This window comes from Thiohalocapsa sp., from assembly GCF_022340605.1.
GTDB lineage: Bacteria > Pseudomonadota > Gammaproteobacteria > Chromatiales > Chromatiaceae > Thiohalocapsa.
The window spans coordinates 51,301-68,969 of record NZ_JAJDNQ010000142.1; the positions used below are offsets into that span (position 1 = coordinate 51,301).

The following is a 17,669-nucleotide window of genomic DNA, read 5'->3' on the forward strand; positions in this document are numbered from 1 at the left end:
TCAGCGCCTCCGCGCCGAGATCTGGCAGCGGCAACGCACAGTGGCGTCGTGACGTCTTGCGCGTCATTCGGAATGCGAAAAATGCCATCGCGCGCGGTCCCAATGGAAGTAGGCGTCCTGCTCGGTGCAGAGCTCACGCAGGAAAAAGCGGCCCGCCTCGGTGACGCGCAGCCCCTCCGGCAGCGCCTCCACCAGCCCGTCGCCCGCATAGGCGGCGAGGCGGCGATACTCGTCGTCCAGACAGTCGGCGGCCATCTCCTGCGGCAACACCAGATTGCAGATCAGGTGCGAGATGGCATCACGGCGGCGGCGGTCCTGCTCGTTGAGCCTATGGCCGCGGTTCACCGGGATGCGCCCCGCCACCACCTCTTGTTGCCAGATTTCCAGGTTCGGCTGGTTCTGCACACAGGTTCCCTGGAGCTCGCCGATGGCGCCGGCGCCGAGGCCCGCCAAGTGCGCACTCGGCGTGGCGGTGTAGCCGATGCAGTTGCGGTGCAGCCGGCCCTCCGCCTGGGCCAGTGCGAGGTCGTCGGTCTCCAGCGCAAAGGTGTCGAGCCCGATCCAGGCGTAGCCCGCCTGGGTAAAGGCGGCCACCGCGTTGCGAAACAGCCCCTCACGCTCGGCATTGTTGGGCAGCTCGTGCACGTCGATTGCGTGCTGATGGGGGCCGTCGGTGGTCCTGCGGGCATAGCCGAAACAGGCGACCCGGTCCGGCGCCAGCTCCAGCACGGTGTCGATGGTGCGCGCGAAGGCGGCCTCGGTCTGTTGCGGCAGGCCGTAGATGAGATCGAAGCCGATGCTGTCGAAGCCGATCTCCCGGGCCATCCAATAGACGTCGCGGATCAACTCCTCGGATTGGATGCGGCCGATGGCGCGCTGCACCTCGGGGTCGAGATCCTGCACGCCGAAGCCGATGCTGCGGAAGCCCAGCGCATGCAGCAACTCCAGTTGACCCGCGGAGGCCCTGCGGGGATCGCATTCGATGGAGCGCTCCGTGTCGGCGACGAGGTGGAAGCGCCGCTCCAACATTTCGGTGAGGCGGGTCAGTTGCGCCTCGCTGAGATAGTTGGGCGTGCCGCCGGCGAGATGCACCTGCAACACATCACGGTCGCCCCCATTGATACGCTCGGCCACCATGGCCATCTCGCGGTCGAGCGTATCCAGGTACGCGTCCATGCGCGAGCTGTCGTGGGTGACCGTGGTGTTGCAACCACAGTACAGACAACGCCCTGCACAGAACGGGATGTGCACGTACAGCGAGAGGGTCTCGGCGGGACGCATGGCCACTTCTGCAAGCGCCCGGGTGTAATCCTCTGCGCCATAGTCGTCGTGACGGCTGGGGCAGCGTATCGCAGCTTGAAATCTTCGTCCGCGTCCAGTCAGCCGTTGAACCAGTTCGGGGGATAACTCGGCGGGAGCGGCGGTGGACATGAATGAGCGGCCTCTGTGGTTTCCGGTTGACAATGGAGCGTTGCCAAGCGGCTCGACAACCCTCCCTGCAGGGCACCACGCCCTGCCACTCCCGCGCACGCGGGCACGCGGAAATGCAGGGAGCCGGAAACCTGAACGACGGCTTCCGCGCTAAGCCCATCACAGAAGGACGGTGACTCAGCGTCTCCCCGACCGAAGTCCGGACCTCCGTGACCCAATGAAGACTCGCCGACGGACTCCCTGGGACGACCACCGCCATCGGCCAGCGCCGGTATCGGATCGGCGCGTGGCAAGGTCGGCGGGGTTGTCGGAGTCTACGGCCGGTTGTCTGAATCCTGTCGTGGGCATCCATGCTGCGCAGTGCCGCCCGGGCCTGCCAAGGTCGTCAACTCAGATGGCGCGTGACCGGCGCCGGCAAACCGGTCGCCTAGGCGTCGGCCGGACCGATGACCATCTTGGGACAATATCGAGAGACCCTGGTGGCAAATCGCCAACTCCGGCGAAGCGCATTCTTCTTTTCTATTTACGAAACCGCCGCAACGGCAGAGCCGGTGCGGCGATCGGGCCGCCGCGGCACGGCGATGCCCCGGTGGTGAGTTAAAGTTAGACCGGCCGTGGCCGAGCGTCGTTGATGCACATCAAGCCGTCCCTGAACGACGCCCGGCAAAAGCACCTCAACGCCGGATTTCGATGCGATCAGCGACCACGAGGGGCCACCAGCAGCGGCCGTTCGCGCAGCACGGGGCCATGGAAACGAGGTGCAGTGACCCGCTCCTCCATCGTGCGCTCGGCAGCGGGACGCGTCGCCGATCGGGACTGTGGCCAGTTCCGAGGTTCACCGCGCCCAGGCTCGCTGCGCGCGGCCGAAGGCGCCGGCCCCCTGTCACCGGCAGATTGAGCCGGCGGCCCCGATGGTCCCAGCGCCCAGCGCCAAAGCGCCCCGTCCGCGAGCGGCAGAACCAGGAACCAGTGCTCCAGAATTGCCAAGGCCAACAGAGTCGAGGCAAGCATCAGCGCCACACTGGCGAAACCGGGAGCCGGCATCGCCACGGCCCTGTCCACCAGTAGACACATGATGACCGTCGCGACGCTGACGGACATCGGAAAGAGCAGGTTCATGGGCCGCTTGGCCAGGTAGGTGGTGAGGAAGCGAATGCGCTCGGGCAGCCATTCCTCGTTCAGATTCGGCACGCCGAGGAACAGGTTCAGCTTGGCGCTCCAGCGCATCAGCCACAGGATCACGAAGGTCCAGGTGCCGAGCGGATTGGCCGCGCCCCACGTGATCACGATCATCACGCAGCCCGCGGCGACAATGACCAACTCGTGGTAGATGCTCGTGGACAGCGCCAGCACGAACCGTCGCCCGGCACTGCAATGCTCGGGGCAGGGTGCCTTCCGCGGCCCGGTGATGAAGCCCATGAAGTAGCTCATCTCCATCCAGCCCCAGATCACCACACCGGCGGTAAAGGAGGCATAGGCGCCCAACAGGGAGGGCTGCTCGCGCGTCAGGGCCAGGACGACGAAGCCTGCGAGCATCAGGACGGTGGCACCGAGCATGCTCCAGGGATAGGTGTGCTCCGGGCGCTTGTCCAGATAGAGGATTACGCCGGTACTGAACCACCAGAGGAACAGGGCGTAGGTCACTGCGAGCACGTAGCTCAGCATGATTGGCAACGCCTATTAGGCGCGGGGTGCGCCCTTGTCAGCAAGCGCCCGCTGCCCGAGCGCGACCAGCGACGGCCGCAAGCCTAGACCATCCGTTGCCGGGGCACCGGGCAGCGGACGCGCCAGCTTGCGGTGTCCGACCATCACTGCGACCCATCATTGGGACCCATCACTGGGACTCTGGCTCGGGCGTGGGCGCAGGCTCCGCACGCAACAAGCGTGCGAACGATGCGGTGTTGGTGGGACCAAAGGCACGCAGATCGATGCGACGGCCGGTAAGGGGGTCCTCGAAAAGCAGCACACCGCCTTCACGCAGCGACAGCACATAGGGCGCGTCCAGCGGCGCGTCATAGGCCTTGCGCGTGCGCACCATGCCCCGCATGACGCCAAGCACGAAGCCGTCCACGTGGGACCTGAGCTTCGCGACCGTGCCGTTATCGCCGGCGATACGCACCGTCGTGGTGCCGTCGCCGTTGTCCAGGAACACCAGCTCACGGCTCTCCAGCACCGGTGGCAGCGGCGTCTCCGTGCCGCCGATGCCAGTGACGCGCACCATGGCGGCGGCAAGGATCACGAAGCCGATCAGCAACGCGGCGCCAATCAGCACGGCGCGCGGGAAGGGTCGGCCCTCGAAGGGGTCACTCACGGCAAGTAGAACCTGCTCAATTGGAAACTTCTCAGTGGCCAGCGGCCGACGCGGCGCCCAGTTGTTGGGAGGAGCCGTTGCCCGCCGGATCTGCTCGGTCGTTGTTCGTTTGTTGATCGGTCGCCTCGACCTGCTCGGCAGTGGTCGCCGCGCGCAGGGCATCCGCCAGGATCTCGGCCACGCGATCCACGTCCGGCACGCAGCGGAGCATTGGCTGGGCGTCGAAAATGCGCCACGGACGCACATTGGGCCAGAGGATGAGGTAATTCACACGGTGCTCGTCGCCGAGCGCCATCGGGATGTCGCCGACACCGTTGGCATAGCGCCGCAGCCCCGCACTCTGCACGGCCCTGAAGGGGATGTTCACCGCCATCGGCAAAGCGACGCCGAAGCGTATCACCACCCGCCGGTCGGTGATGCTGTAGATGGTCGAGCGGGCGAGCGCGTACGCCGTCACGGTCAGGATGGCGATCGCCGCAAGGCAGAGCAGCGCCAGCCACAGACCCGACAGCAGCGCCACCTTGGCCGATTCGCCCGTGACCAGCATGTAACCCACGCGCAACACAATCAGCAGCCCGAAATAGATGGCAACCGTGCGGACGTGCAACGCCCGCACGGCGAGCGCGCGCCACTGGGGCGCGCCCTGCCAACGGAGCTGCTCCCCTTCGGGGAGCCGCTCCGGCAAGCCGGGAACCGGCTCGATATCGAACTCACTCACAGGAAGGGCTCCGCCCGGTCCGGCGTGGCATACAGCTTACCGGCGCCCAGATAGGCCACCACCCTATCCTCTTCGGCGAGCGTGATCTGGTCGTAGCTCTTCAGCGTCGGCGCGTCCTTGAACTGCGCGGCGGTGATGCTCTCGACGTTGATGATGCCCTTGCTGCGACGGATGTTGCACAGACCGATGGGCGCCAGCATGCGCTTGCCGCCGGCATCGATTTCGAGATAACGCAGCTGCGGCTCGGCGCGGTCCACCCAGAGCTCTTTGCAGACGCCACCCTGCTTGCCGTCGCAGCCGATCACGGGCCAGCCGCGCGGATCGGGATCACCCTTGGCGACGCTGAAGTGGTTGGCCAGACGCAGGGGCACGATGCGCGGCTGACCGGCCTCGGTGAGATCCGGGGTATCGTCGCGGAGCGCATAGGAGCCGGGGCCGACGCCGGCGAGCATCGGGTTGCCGGTGGGAGTCAGCGGTGCGCCCGGGAAGTTGGCGGTGGGCACCGCATTCAGCTTGTACTGCGGCTTGTCCGGACCCGGCTTGACGACTTTCTTGCCGGTATGCGGCAGCGTGAAGGTCTTCGGCTTGGGCAGCGGCGGGAAACCCTCCATCATCACCGTCTGGCCCAGCCGCTGCGACTCGGCCGGATAGCCCTCACGCTTGTCTTCCCGGCGGATGTAGAACACCAGCGAGAAGAAGAAGAACCAAAAGACCCACAGCACGAGCTGCGCGACATCGATGTAGCTTGTAATGGCACCGACAGGCATGGGATACCTCCATTGGCCGGATGACTAGGGCAGCTCGGCAAGACCGAACCGCGAGGAAGACCGCGCACCATTGCCGCCGCCATTGCTGACGAGCGGCCCGATTGCGATCAGGGTAGCGAACAGTAAAACGATCTCCAGGTGATAGACCGCGTCGTAACCCACGGCAGGACCCGTGAGGACGGGCCCAAAAACCCCTTCGGCGGCGAAGTGCGTGATGACGTCGCGCATAGCCCCGCCGAAGGCGATGGCAACGCCGTAAGCAGTGGCCTGCACCGCGCCCCAGGCGCCCAGTGCGAGGCCGCTGTGAGCACCGTCGTCGGCCATATTCATGGCCGCCGTCAGCGTCCCGACGGCGAACAGCCCGCCGCCGAAGCCGATCAGCATCGCGCCGGCACGAAACAGCCAGGGCGAATCGAGCGGATCCGAGAAAATCACGGCAGTGAAGGCGCAGATACCGATCAGCGCGCCGTAGGCCGAGAGGCGGTAGGTGTCCGCACCGCGGGTCAGCGTCCGCGCCGCCAGCCCGAAGGCGACCAGCGTGCCAAACGCCCAGATGGCCGTCAGCCGCGTGGTCTCGGCGACGGTGAGGCCGAGCACCTGCGCACCGTAAGGCTCCAGCAGGATCTCCTGCATGGTGAAGCCCGCCGTGCCCAGGCCCAGCGCGACGAGCAGGCGCTTGGAGCGGCCGGCCTCGATGAAGGCGCGCCAGCTCTCACGGAACTTGGGTCGCGGCCGGCCCGCGTCGCGCTCGCGCCGCATCTGCGCAGCGCGCTTGCGGTCCCACAACTCCTGCTTCCAGAGCGCCACCACGTTCAGCACCATGGTCGCCACCGCGGCGCCCTGGATCACCTGAATCAGGCGCATCTGCGTGAAGTCCGTCAGCAGCAGCCCGAACAACAGCGCACTGCCCAGCATGCTGATCTGCAGCGCGACGAAGAGGAGCGCCACCACCCGCGGCCGGCTCATCTTAGGCGCGATGTCGGTGGCCAGCGCGAGCCCGGCGGTCTGGGTGGTGTGCAGGCCGGCGCCGGCGAGCAGGAACGCCATGCCGGCACCCAGCTGTCCAACGATGGGCGGCGCGTTGCCGCCCTCGGAGAGCAGCAGCAGCGCGAAGGGCATGAAGGCGAGTCCGCCGAACTGCATCAGGCTGCCGAACCAGATGTACGGTATCCGGCGCAGGCCGAAGGCGGAGCGGTGATTGTCCGACTTGAAGCCGATCAGCGCCCGCAGCGGCGCGAACAGCACCGGCAGCGCCACCATCAGCGACACCAGCCAGGTGGGGACGCCCATCTCCACCACCATGACGCGGTTCAGCGTGCCGTAGAGCAGCACCATGGTCATGCCGACGGAGCCCTGGAACAGCGACAGGCGCAGCAGCCGCGGCAGCGGCAGCTCAGCGGTCGCGGCATCCGAGAACGGCAGCACCCGCGGCAGCAGGTCGCGCATCAGATAGCGGCGGAGCTCGGCCGGGTAGAGGCTCATTAGACGTTCGACTCCGTGGGAGCGTTCGACGCCGTGGAGGCGATCAACTCCATCGCCTGGGAGGTGTAGAAACCGCGCTGGATGCAGCGCGTGCGGCCCACCTGCCAGCCCGCCAGCCGCGGCTCGGCGGCGATGCCGCGCCGCAACGCGCGCTCGGCCACCGGCACGATGGCCGGCGAGCGGTCGCTGCGGGGGAAGAACTGGCCGACGGCGTGCATCAGCGCGAGCAGGAAGGTGCGCGGCGCGAAGGTGAACAGCACCCGCTCGCGCGCCCGCTCGGCGAGCCCGGCGATGACGCCTAACGCATCGTCGCGCTCGTAGTGGATGACGCTGTCCATTGATACAACATAGTCGAAAGCGTCTTGACCGGGGGCTAGCATGTCGCCCACGGCGAATTCGACCTGCCCCGCCAGCTCTGCCGGCAGCCGCTCTCGGGCGTTCTCGATCAGCGTCGGCGACAAGTCAACGGCATAGACTTGCGCACCGCGCCGCGCCGCCTCCAGCGCCAGCATGCCGGTGCCGCAGCCGGCGTCCAGCAGCCGCTTGCCGCTCATGTCCTCCGGCAGCCAGCCGAGCAGGGTGGCGCGCATCTCGTCGCGGCCGGCGCGCACGGTGGCACGGATGCCGCTCACCGGGGCGTCCGAGGTCAGGCGCTTCCAGGTCTCGGCCGCCGTGCGGTCGAAATAGGCTTCCACCTGGCTGCGGCGCTCTTGATACGAGGTACTCGGCATAGACGCGTTGCTCTGTGGTCGGGGTCTCTGCTGCGCGGTCAATTGGGTGGCTCAGCCAAAGCGCTCAATCGAACCCGAGAAAGTCGAACAGGTCGCGGTCGCGCATCGGGTTGACGGCGAGGGGCTCGGTGCCCGCCAGCAGCGCCGCGGCAAGCTGCAAATACTGCTGCTGCGCGAGCTCGACATCCGGCGAGCGCTCCATCTCGAACAGGGTCGCCTTCTTAAGCCGCGAGCGACGGATGACGTCCAGGTTCGGCAGATGGGCCATGGTCTTGAGGCCGACTGCATCGTTGAAGCGGTCGATCTGGTCGGTCTCGGCGCTGCGGTTGGCGATGACGCCGCCGATGCGCACCTTGTAGTTCTTCGCCTTGGCCAGAATCGCGGTGGCGATGCGGTTCATGGCGAAGATGGAGTCGAAGTCGTTGGCGGTGACGATGAGCGCCCGGTCCGCGTGTTGCAGGGGTGCCGCGAAGCCGCCGCAGACCACGTCACCCAGCACGTCGAAAACAACGACGTCGGTGTCTTCCAGCAGGTGATGCTGTTTCAGCAGCTTCACCGTCTGGCCCACCACGTAGCCGCCGCAGCCGGTGCCGGCGGGCGGGCCGCCGGCCTCGACGCACATGACGCCGTTGTAGCCCTCGTAGACGAAGTCGTCGAGGCGCAGTTCCTCCGGGTGGAAGTTCACCGACTCCAGCACGTCGATGACCGTGGGCACCAAGTGCTTGGTGAGCGTGAAGGTGCTGTCGTGCTTGGGGTCACAGCCGATCTGTACCACCCGCTGGCCGAGCTTCGAGAAGGCCACGGACAGGTTGGAGCTGGTGGTGCTCTTGCCGATGCCGCCCTTGCCGTAGACCGCAAAGACCTTGGCCTTGCCGATGTTCACGTCGGGGTCGAGCTGCACCTGAAGGCTGCCCTCGCCATCGAGGCGCGGATCGATCTTGGGCTTGGCTTCGGCACGGCCCGGCGCGGCGCTGCCGCCACCGCCGAAGATGGTGGTTGGGAGATCGTCCAGGGTCATGCCGCCACCCCCTCGGTGATGCCTTCGAGCCGGTCTTCCAGCTCTTCGCCGGCGCGGCGCAGGGCCTCGAGCGTCGCGGCGTCGGGCTGCCAGTAGTTGCGCTCGTGCGCCTCCAGCAGTCGGTTGGCCACCTTGGCGGAGGCGGTCGGATTGAGCGCGGCGAGGCGCTCGCGCATCTCCTCGTCCAGCACGAAGGTCTCGGTCATGCGCTGATAGACCCAGGGCGCCACCTGCCCCGTGGTGGCGGACCAGCCCATGGTGTTGGTGATGTGCACCTCGATCTCGCGCACGCCCTCGTAGCCGTGCTTGAGCATGCCCTCGTACCACTTCGGGTTCAGCATGCGGGTGCGGGTCTCCAGCGCCACCTGCTCGGCCAGGGTGCGGACCTTGCCATCGCCGCGGGTCTGATCACCGATGTAGACCGGCACGTCCTTGCCCTGGGAGGAGCTGACGGCACGGCTGATGCCGCCCAGGGTGTCGAAGTAGTGGTCCACCGTGGTGACGCCGAGTTCGACGGAATCCAGGTTCTGATACGCCAGTTGCACATCGCCCAGCACGGACTTGAGCAGCTCGGACTGTTTCACCGGCACACCGGAACGCCCGTAAGCGAAGCACTTGCGGCGGGTGTAGGTCTCGGCCAGCTCGTCCTCGTCGTCCCAGCCGCTGTTGTCGATGAGATGGTTGACGTTGGACCCGTAGGCGCCGTCGGCATTACTGAAGACCCGCAGCGCCGCCGTCTCCATGTCGCAGCCATGGGCGGCCTGATACTCCAGCGCGTGCTTACGCACGAAGTTCTGCTCCACCGGCTCCTCCGCGGTGGCGGCGAGATAGGACGCCTCCGCCAGCATCTTGGTCTGCAATGGCAGCAGATCGCGGAAGATGCCGGAGAGGGTCATCACCACGTCGATGCGCGGGCGGCCGACCTCCTCCAAGGGCATCAGCTCTGCGCCGCAGATGCGCCCATAACTGTCCAGCCGCGGCTTGGCACCGAGGAGTGCCAGTGCCTGCGCGATGGGGCCGCCCTCGGTCTTCAGGTTGTCCGTGCCCCAGAGCACCATGGCAATGGACTCGGGCAGCGCGTTGCCGTCCTGAATGTGCCGGTCCAGCAGGAGCTGGGCATGCTTGGCGCCCTCGCGTACCGCAAAGATGCTCGGCAGACGGAACGGATCGAAGCCGTGCAGGTTGCGGCCGGTGGGCAGGATCTCCGGCGTGCGCAGCAGATCGCCGCCCGGCGCGGGGCGCACGAAGCGGCCTTCCAGCGCGCGCAGGATGGCCGGGATCTCGTGGTCCTCGCACATCAGCTTGTCGTACTGGGCGAGGTCGGTCATGAGCTTGAGGTTGGCGTCGGTGACCTGCATGCCGCCCTTTTGCAGCGCCAGCGCCGGGGCGCCGCCGTTCACCAGCGCAGCCACGGCCTCACGGCTCACCGCCCGCGCCTCGCAGCCGTCGGTCTTGCCCTCGGCCACCGCCATCAGCAGATCCACGCGCTCCTCGGCGTTCGGCGGCTCGCCCACCACGTGCAGGCCGTGCGGAATCAGCGTGTACTCCAGCTCCAGCAACTCGTCGTTCAGCCGGGCGATGCGCGCCTCGGACTCGGCGTTCCATTCCGGCTCGTTGTCCGACGCCATCTCGGCGAGGTCCACCTCGGCCGCCTGCGCCTGAATCAGCGCAGCCAGCTCGTTGCGCTCCTCCACCGGCGCATCCGGTCCCATGGTGCGCCAGCGCTCGATGGACGACTTGAGGTCCGCCAGCCCGCGGTACAGCCCCGCGTTGGCGATGGGCGGCGTCAGGTAGCTCACCAGGGTCGCCGCGGCGCGGCGCTTGGCGATGGTGCCCTCGGATGGGTTGTTGGACGCGTACAGGTACATGTTCGGCAGGTCGGCGATGAGCCGGTCCGGCCAGCAGGCCCCGGACAGACCCGCCTGCTTGCCGGGCATGAACTCTAGCGCGCCATGGGTGCCGAAGTGCAGCACGGCGTTGGCGCCGAAGTCCTCGCGCAGGAAACGGTAGAAAGCGCTGAAGGCGTGCGTCGGCGTGAAGCCCTTGTCGAACAGCAGCCGCATCGGGTCGCCCTCGTAGCCGAAGCTGGGCTGCACACCGACGAAGACGTTGCCGAACTGCTCGCCGAGCACGAACAGCGACGCGCCATCCGACAGTTGCTTGCCCGGCGCCGGTCCCCATTGCCCCTCGATCTCGCCGAGGTAGGGCTCGCGCTGCACATGGTCGTCGGTGGGGATGCGGGTGAAGACGTTGGCATGCGCACCGAACTGGGCGCCGTTGCCGTTGACGATGCGCTCGCGCAGCTCGTCGGCGTCCTTCGGCAGGTCCACGTGGTAGCCCTCGGCCTTCATGGCCTTCAGGGTATTGAAGACCGATGCGAACACGGCGAGGTAGGCCGCGGTGCCGGTGTTGCCAGCATTCGGCGGGAAATTGAACAGCACCAGCGCCACCTTGCGCTCCGCCGTGGCCGTCTTGCGCAGGGTGATGAGTCGATCGACGCGCGCGGCCAGCGCGTTGGCGCGCTCGGGGTGCGACTGCATGTCGCGGGAATGATCCGACGGCGCCTCGGCGGAGCGGCCGCCGAACACCATGGGGCCGGTGGAGCCGTCGAGCTCGGGGATGGCGACCATCATCGTGGCCTCCACCGGCATCAAGCCGCGATCCGATGCCTGCCACTGCTCCAGGGTTTGGAACTCCACCGGGTGCGCGGCGAGGTAGGGCACGTCGAGCTGCGCCAGGACCTCTTGGGCCGCGGCGGCGTCGTTATAGGCGGGACCACCTACCAGCGAGAAGCCGGTCAGCGAGCAGACGGCGTCCACGCAGGGCTTGCCGTCGCGCAGGAAGTACTTCTCCACCGCCGGGCGGGCGTCCAGGCCGCTTGCAAAGGCGGGAATGACTCTGAGCCCCCTGGCCTCCAGCGCGTCGATGACGCCGTCGTAGTGGCCGGTGTTGCCGGCCAGCACGTAGGAGCGCATCACCAATAGGCCGACCGTGCCCTTGGCGTTCTTCTTGGACGGCAGCTTGTTGGCTTGGCCGGTGATGCGGCCCTTCAGGCGCGGGTGGAAGACGCCCACCTCCGGATACTCGGCCGGCAGGTCGGACTTGACTTTGCCGCGCAGCCCGGCACGCGCACCGTCCGCAAAGCGGCCCACCAGGTGGCGCACCAGGTTGGCGATGTTCTCGTCGGAGCCGGCGAGCCAGTACTGGAGCACCAGGAAATAGGAGCGCACGTCCTGGGCGGTGCCGGGGATGAAGCGCAGGATCTTCGGGATGCGCCGCAGCATGGCCATCTGCCGGGCGCCGTCGGTGGCGTTCTTTTCGGCGCTGTGCTTGTTGCCGCCCTTGTTCCCCCTCAGGCGCTTGAGGATCGCCATCGGTCCGCTCTGGGAGCCGTCCATGGTGAACTTGCCCATGCGCGTCAGGCGCATCACCTCGCCCGCGGACATGCAGCCGACCATCGCATCGCAGTGGTCGCGGCGCGCCTGCAGCGCCGGCAGCACCGCCTTGATGTGGTCGTCCATGAACAGCATGCTGGCAAGGATGATGTCGCCTTGGGCGATGTCCGCCTTGCATTCCTCCAGGAGCTTCGGGTCCTCATCCCATTCCGCTGCCGAGTGCAGGGCCAGATTCAGCCCCGGCATCTCTTTCCGCAGCAACGGGCGCGCACGCTCTACCGCGCCGGCCAGGTGGCTGTCCAGCGTGACGATGACAACGTTGACGGGAGTCTTGTCAGCGGCCGAAGTGGGCTTTGGCATCGTACAGTGTCTCGATTGTTATCGTCGCTAAGCCCCGCTCCCGGGCATAGCGCTCTGTGTTGCGACGGGCCTTGCCACGGACGAAGAAGGGAATCTTGCGCAGCTCGCGCTCCGCATCCGTCTCCCACGTCAGCTCGTCATCGCTCGCGTCCGCCGGCGCATCATCGGCGGTCGCCTCGGCCCTGGATTCAGCACCGCCCCGCCTTGCGGCGGGCCCCAGATGCGACGGTGCAGCCTCGTCGTGGAACTCACTGTCCTCACGGAACATCGTGATGAGGTGCTCTTCCAGGCCCATCATCAGCGGATGGACCCAGGTGTCGAAGAGCACATTGGCGCCCTCGAAGCCCATCTGCGGGGCATAGCGCGCCGGGAAGTCCTGCACATGCACGGGCGCCGAGATCACCGCGCACGGAATGCCCGCGCGCTTGGCGATGTGGCGCTCCATCTGCGTGCCGAGCACCAGCTCCGGCGCCAGCTCCAGCACCTTGGCCTCGACTTCCAGGTAGTCGTCGGTGATGAGCGCCTCGATGCCGTACTTTTCGGCAGCGGCGCGCATCTCGCGGGCAAACTCGCGCGAGTAGCTACCGAGACCGACGACGTCAAAGCCCAGCTCCTCGGTGGCGACGCGCGCGGCGGCGATGGCGTGGGTGGCATCGCCGAAGATGAACACCCGTTTGGCCGTCAGGTAGGTCGAATCCACCGAGCGCGAGTACCACGGCAGCCGCGTCTGTGCTGCGGCGATGGCCGGCCCGACATCGATGCTGGCGAGCTCGCCCACCTCGCGCAGAAAATCCACCGTGGCACCGACGCCGATGGGCACGGTGTGGGTGAACGGCTGCTTGAACATGCGCTCCAGCCAGGCGCAGGTGTCGTGCGCGATCTCCGGGTACAGGCAGACGTTGAAGTCCGCCTCCGGGATGCACAGCAGGTCGGCGGGTGAGGCGCCGGCCGGGGCGACGACGTTGACCTCGACGCCCGCCGAGGCGAGCAGCTTGGTGACCTCGGTGATGTCGTCGCGGCAGCGGAAGCCGAGCGCGGTCGGACCGAGCAGGTTGGCGCGCGGTGCGCGGTCAGGCGTGCGCTCGCGTTCCGGCACCGGGCGCCCGCGCAGCAGACCACGCACCAAGGTGAAGAAGGTCTCGGCGGCGCCCCAGTTCTCCTTGCGCGTATAGGCCGGCAACTCCAGAGGGATGACGGGGATGTCGAAGCCCATGCCCATGGCGAGCGCGCCGGGCTGGTCTTGCAGCAGTTCCGCGGTGCAGGCCTCGCCCACCAACAAAGCTTGGGGCCGGAAGCGCTCCACCGTGTTCTTGAGGGTCTGCTGCACCAGTTCCGCCGTGTTGCCGCCGAGGTCGCGAGCCTGGAACGTTGTATAAGTCACCGGCGGCCGCTTCGCGTTGCGCGCGATCATCGTAAACAGCAGGTCGGCGTAGGTGTCGCCCTGCGGCGCATGCAGCACGCAGTGAACGTCGCGCATGGAGGCGGCGATACGCATCGCGCCCATGTGCGGCGGCCCTTCGTAGGTCCAGACGGTGAGTTGCATGACCGGACCTCAGAAGGCGAGCCGCGCGCGGCGGTTCAGCGGGCGGGCGAACAACTCGGCCAGGTCCGGCGCCTGGTCGAAGCCGTGCACCGGCGAGAACACCAGCTCGATGGACCACTTGGTGGTGAGCCCCTCGGCCTCCAGCGGGTTGGCGAGACCGAGGCCGCAGACGGTCAGATCCGGGCGGTCGGCACGCAGGCGGTCGAGCTGGGCCTCGAGGTCCTGCCCCTCGCTCAGGCGCCGCGGCGCCGGCAGCAGTTCCAGCTCCGCGCTCATCATGCGCCGATCCAGGTAGGGCACGCCCAGCTCCACCAGCTCCATGCCGCACTCGCGGGCCAGAAAGCGACCGAGCGGGATCTCCAACTGGGAGTCGGGCAGGAAGCTGATGCGCTTGCCGGCGAGCTGCTCGCGATAGCGCGCCAGACCGCGCTCGGCGCGGGCCATGGACGCCTCGCAGGCGGCATCGACCTTGTTTTGCGCGATACCGAAGGCGGCGGCGGCGGCGCCGAGCCAGGCTCGGGTGCCCTGCACACCGAAGGGATAGGGTGCCACGATCTGCGACCCACCACGCTTGCCGAGCGCCGCGACCGTCTCGCCGACGAAAGGCTGCGCCGCCAGGATTTTGGTGCCAGCGCCCACCGGCGGCAGCTCGGCGGCGTGGCGCGCCGGCAGGAAATGCACCGGCGCCCCGATGGCCCCGAAGCCGATGGCGTCGAACAGCCGGCGGAACTGGTCCTCGACGATGTCCGGCAGGGTGCCGACCACCAGCAGCGCCGGCTCGTCGGACGCCGGCATCTGCGGCACCAGGGCGGTGAGGCAGGTGTCTTCGCCCTGGGTGAAGGTGGTCTCGATGCCGCTGCCGGAGTAGGCGAGGATGCGCACCCGGCCCTGCTGTTGGCGGGTCAGGCGCTCGGCGGCGGTGTCGAGGTCCAGCTTGATGACCTCGGACGGGCAGGAACCCACCAGGAACAGGGTGCCGATGTCCGGGCGCCGCGCCAAGAGCTCGCTCACCACGCGGTCCAGTTCGTCGTTGCAGTCCGCCATGCCGGCGAGATCGCGGTCCTGGAGGATGGCGGTGGCGAAGCGCGGCTCGGCAAAGATCATGACGCCGGCGGCGGATTGCAGCAGGTGCGCGCAGGTGCGCGAGCCGACCACCAGGAAAAAGGCGTCCTGGATCTTGCGGTGGAGCCAGACGATGCCGGCAAGACCGCAGAACACCTGCCGCTGGCCGCGCTCGTGCAGAACGGTCAGGCCGTCGCCGCTCTCCCCCGCCTGCGCGCAGCGCGCCGCGTCGGCGGCAGCGCCGGCCGATGGGGCACCAGCGCCGCTCACTCGGCGCCTCCGAGAGCTTGCGCCGGCGCCTGCCCCGTATCTTGCGCGGAACGGGCGGCCACCGCGTCCTCGCGGGCCTGCTGTAGACGCGCCGCACGCAGCTTCAGCAGGAATTGCGTGGCGTTGATGACATAGGCCGCATAGGCCGCCAGCGCGAGCAGCATCTGGCCGCGCACCGGCAGCCAGCCGGTGAAGAGCGCACCCAGATAAGCGGTGTGCAGCGCCAGCACCAGCATGCTGAACACGTCCTCCCAGAAGAAGGGGCGCGCGAACAGCCACTTGCCGAAGACCACCTTCTCCCAGACGGAGCCGGTGATCATGATGGTGTAGAGGATGAGTGTCTTGACGACGATGGAGACCGTCGCCGCCGTCTCGCCGGTGCCGGTGGCGAGATACCTCAGCACCAATATCAGGCTCACCAGGAAGACGAGAAACTGGAGCGGCGCCAGCACACCCTGGACAAGCGTCCACACGGTGCTGTCGCGTCGCTCGCGCTCCGCTGGCGTGTAAAGCGGTTGATGCCGGTCATGCCGCGCCTGGCGGTGACGCATTACCCTCCCCTCTCACTGAACTGAGCGTGCCTCGGTGTATTGACGAATCTAGTCCCCTTCCCCCCTGCTGTCAACTCGGCTTAACGTAAACCGAACTTGACATTCCCCTGCTCCGCGTCTAACTAATAGGGGTGTCGCCGCACCCGAGCGTGGCTGCGCTTGCGCGAATCTTTGCCCGGCCCGCAGCAGGCATCGCAAACGCAGCAGAAGCTCCTTTGATGCAACGCATCGCTCGCGGCGGCTTAACCCCATGAATTGCGCGGAATAGGATGCCGCGTGAGCGCCGCACCGTCGGCCTGCTGACGAGGAACCGGCCGACCGGCGGTATCCAACCGCGGTCATTCCGCGGGCTGCGGCCGTGCGCTGCAGCGCTAGCACAGGGTCGATAGCGATCGTGAAGCCCTTCGACGCGCCGCAGGCGGCACTTGGCGACATCGGTAGCGATACGATGGCCGCCCTGCTTGCCGCAGCAGCGGACATTGCGATCATCCTGGACGCCGAGGGCACCATTCGCGACCTCGCCTATGGCAGCGAAGAGCTGTCCTCCGATGTACCCGAAGACTGGATCGGCCGGCGCTGGGCCGACACCGTCACCGCGGACAGCCGTCCACGGGTGAAGGATCTGCTGGAGCAGGCATCCACCGACGCCACCGTCCCCAACTGGCAGCAGGTGGACCATATCTCTCAGAGCGGCACCGAACTGCCGGTGCGTTACTTCGTCGCGCGCCTCGACGCCCGCCACCTGATCGCCATCGGTCGCAACCTGCAGGGCATCGCCGCACTGCAGCAGCGGCTGGTGGATGCCCAGCAGTCACTGGAGCGCGACTACTGGCGGCTGCGGCAGCTAGAGACCCGCTACCGGCTGCTGTTTCGCTCCGCCTCGGACGCGATCCTGATCATGGACCCAGACACCGGCAAGGTGGTGGAGGCCAACCCGGCGGCGGCACTGCTGCTGGCGGCGGACTCCCGGCGCCTGGTGGGCCGCACCTTCCCAGACGGCTTCGACGAGGCCGGCACCCGCGCCATCCAGTCGCTGATCGCCGGCATCCGCGCCGCCGGACGCGCCAACGACGTGCGCGCACGGTTGCGCTCCGGCACCGAGTTCCAGGTGAGCGGGGCGCCGGTGCGCCAGGAGAGCGCATCGCTGATCCTGCTGCGCCTCACGCCGGTGGACTCGGAAGGACGTACGCAGCAGGCCCCGGAGCCGCGCTCGCGGATTGCCCGCATGGTCGAAAAGGCCCCGGACGGCATCGTGCTGACGGGCCAGGACGGCCGCATCCTGAGTGCCAACAGCGCCTTCCTGGACCTGGCGCAGCTCACCAACGAGGACCAGGCCCGCGGCGAGACCCTGGACCGCTGGCTCGGTCGTCCCGGCGTGGACCTGAACGTGCTCATCGCCAACCTGCGCCAGCACGGCGCGGTGCGGCTCTTCGCCACCAGCATCCGCTCGGAGCTCGGCGCCAGCAGCGAGGTGGAGATCTCCGCCGTCTCCATCCACAACGGCGACCAGCCCAGCTTCGGCTTCATCATCCGCAACGTGGACAGACGCGTGTCCGCGGACGCCGGCGGCGAGCGTGCACTGCCGAGCTCCATCGAGCACCTGACGGAGCTGGTGGGCCGGGTGCCGCTGAAGGAAGTCGTCCGCGAGTCCACGGACATGATCGAGCGCCTGTGCATCGAGGCGGCCCTCGAGCTCACCGGCGACAACCGCGCCTCCGCCGCCGAGCTACTGGGCCTGAGCCGCCAGAGCCTGTACGTCAAGCTCCGCCGCTATGGCCTCAGCGAGCCCGGCCCCGAAGGCGAATGATCCGCGGTCAGCCGGCCTTGCGCGGCCTCAATCGTCATTGAGGCCACCGCCTTTGTCCCGTGGGAGCGGCGTCCTCGCCGCGACTGGACGCCCGTCGCGCCGAGGACGGCGCTCCCACATGGGTGAACGGATTGTGATCGACGCCCCAGTCGCTGCCCCAGTCGCTGCCCCAGTCGCTGCCCCAGTCGCTGCCCCAGTCGCTGCCCCAGTCGCTGCCCCAGTC

General features: G+C 67.8%; 14 protein-coding genes. 1 reads left to right on the top strand and 13 read right to left on the bottom strand.

Annotated elements, in window-relative coordinates; all coding sequences use genetic code 11:
* Nucleotides 1-63: 63 nt before the first annotated feature.
* The 12 genes from hemN to bchF all read right to left on the bottom strand — a co-directional run bounded on the left by hemN (nt 64) and on the right by bchF (nt 15,639).
* Nucleotides 64-1,431, bottom strand: a complete 1,368-nt coding sequence (gene hemN, locus LJE69_RS17780; RefSeq protein WP_296927371.1) for an oxygen-independent coproporphyrinogen III oxidase — start codon at nt 1,429-1,431, stop codon at nt 64-66.
* Between the two features lie 696 nt (nt 1,432-2,127).
* Complete coding sequence (gene puhE, locus LJE69_RS17785) at nt 2,128-3,096, bottom strand: putative photosynthetic complex assembly protein PuhE (protein ID WP_296927372.1); 969 nt, start codon at nt 3,094-3,096, stop codon at nt 2,128-2,130.
* Between the two features lie 169 nt (nt 3,097-3,265).
* Entirely contained in the window at nt 3,266-3,742 is a 477-nt protein-coding gene (gene puhC / locus LJE69_RS17790; RefSeq protein ID WP_296927373.1) for a photosynthetic complex assembly protein PuhC, read from the bottom strand.
* A 31-nt stretch (nt 3,743-3,773) separates the two neighbouring features.
* Nucleotides 3,774-4,460: a photosynthetic complex putative assembly protein PuhB gene (gene puhB, locus LJE69_RS17795; RefSeq protein WP_296927374.1), complete on the bottom strand. Its 687-nt coding sequence runs from the start codon at nt 4,458-4,460 to the stop codon at nt 3,774-3,776.
* Nucleotides 4,457-5,227: a photosynthetic reaction center subunit H gene (puhA, locus tag LJE69_RS17800; RefSeq protein WP_296927375.1), complete on the bottom strand. Its 771-nt coding sequence runs from the start codon at nt 5,225-5,227 to the stop codon at nt 4,457-4,459. The genes puhB and puhA overlap by 4 nt, the downstream gene beginning before the upstream one ends.
* A gap of 24 nt (nt 5,228-5,251) precedes the next feature.
* Nucleotides 5,252-6,709, bottom strand: a complete 1,458-nt coding sequence (locus LJE69_RS17805; protein ID WP_296927376.1) for a BCD family MFS transporter — start codon at nt 6,707-6,709, stop codon at nt 5,252-5,254.
* On the bottom strand, nt 6,709-7,440 hold the full coding sequence (gene bchM, locus LJE69_RS17810; protein ID WP_296927377.1) for a magnesium protoporphyrin IX methyltransferase: 732 nt from the start codon (nt 7,438-7,440) through the stop codon (nt 6,709-6,711). Before bchM ends, LJE69_RS17805 begins: the two co-directional genes overlap by 1 nt.
* Before the next feature lie 64 nt (nt 7,441-7,504).
* On the bottom strand, nt 7,505-8,458 hold the full coding sequence (gene bchL / locus LJE69_RS17815; RefSeq protein WP_296927378.1) for a ferredoxin:protochlorophyllide reductase (ATP-dependent) iron-sulfur ATP-binding protein: 954 nt from the start codon (nt 8,456-8,458) through the stop codon (nt 7,505-7,507).
* Complete coding sequence (locus tag LJE69_RS17820) at nt 8,455-12,213, bottom strand: magnesium chelatase subunit H (RefSeq protein ID WP_296927379.1); 3,759 nt, start codon at nt 12,211-12,213, stop codon at nt 8,455-8,457. Before LJE69_RS17820 ends, bchL begins: the two co-directional genes overlap by 4 nt.
* The gene (bchB, locus tag LJE69_RS17825; RefSeq protein ID WP_296927380.1) at nt 12,188-13,756 is read right to left on the bottom strand and encodes a ferredoxin:protochlorophyllide reductase (ATP-dependent) subunit B; all 1,569 of its coding nucleotides are present in this window, start codon (nt 13,754-13,756) and stop codon (nt 12,188-12,190) included. The genes LJE69_RS17820 and bchB overlap by 26 nt, the downstream gene beginning before the upstream one ends.
* 9 nt (nt 13,757-13,765) lie before the next feature.
* Nucleotides 13,766-15,007 (bottom strand): ferredoxin:protochlorophyllide reductase (ATP-dependent) subunit N, encoded by a 1,242-nt coding sequence (locus LJE69_RS17830; RefSeq protein WP_296927389.1) that lies wholly within the window; start codon nt 15,005-15,007, stop codon nt 13,766-13,768.
* A gap of 77 nt (nt 15,008-15,084) precedes the next feature.
* Nucleotides 15,085-15,639, bottom strand: a complete 555-nt coding sequence (bchF, locus tag LJE69_RS17835; protein WP_296927381.1) for a 2-vinyl bacteriochlorophyllide hydratase — start codon at nt 15,637-15,639, stop codon at nt 15,085-15,087.
* A 394-nt stretch (nt 15,640-16,033) separates the two neighbouring features.
* Here bchF and ppsR point away from each other — a divergent pair, with 394 nt between their 5' ends.
* Nucleotides 16,034-17,446: a transcriptional regulator PpsR gene (gene ppsR, locus LJE69_RS17840; protein ID WP_296927382.1), complete on the top strand. Its 1,413-nt coding sequence runs from the start codon at nt 16,034-16,036 to the stop codon at nt 17,444-17,446.
* A gap of 34 nt (nt 17,447-17,480) precedes the next feature.
* On the opposite strand, the gene LJE69_RS17845 is transcribed toward ppsR, so the two are convergent.
* On the bottom strand, nt 17,481-17,669 hold a 189-nt coding region (locus LJE69_RS17845), incomplete at its 5' end, for a hypothetical protein (RefSeq protein WP_296927383.1).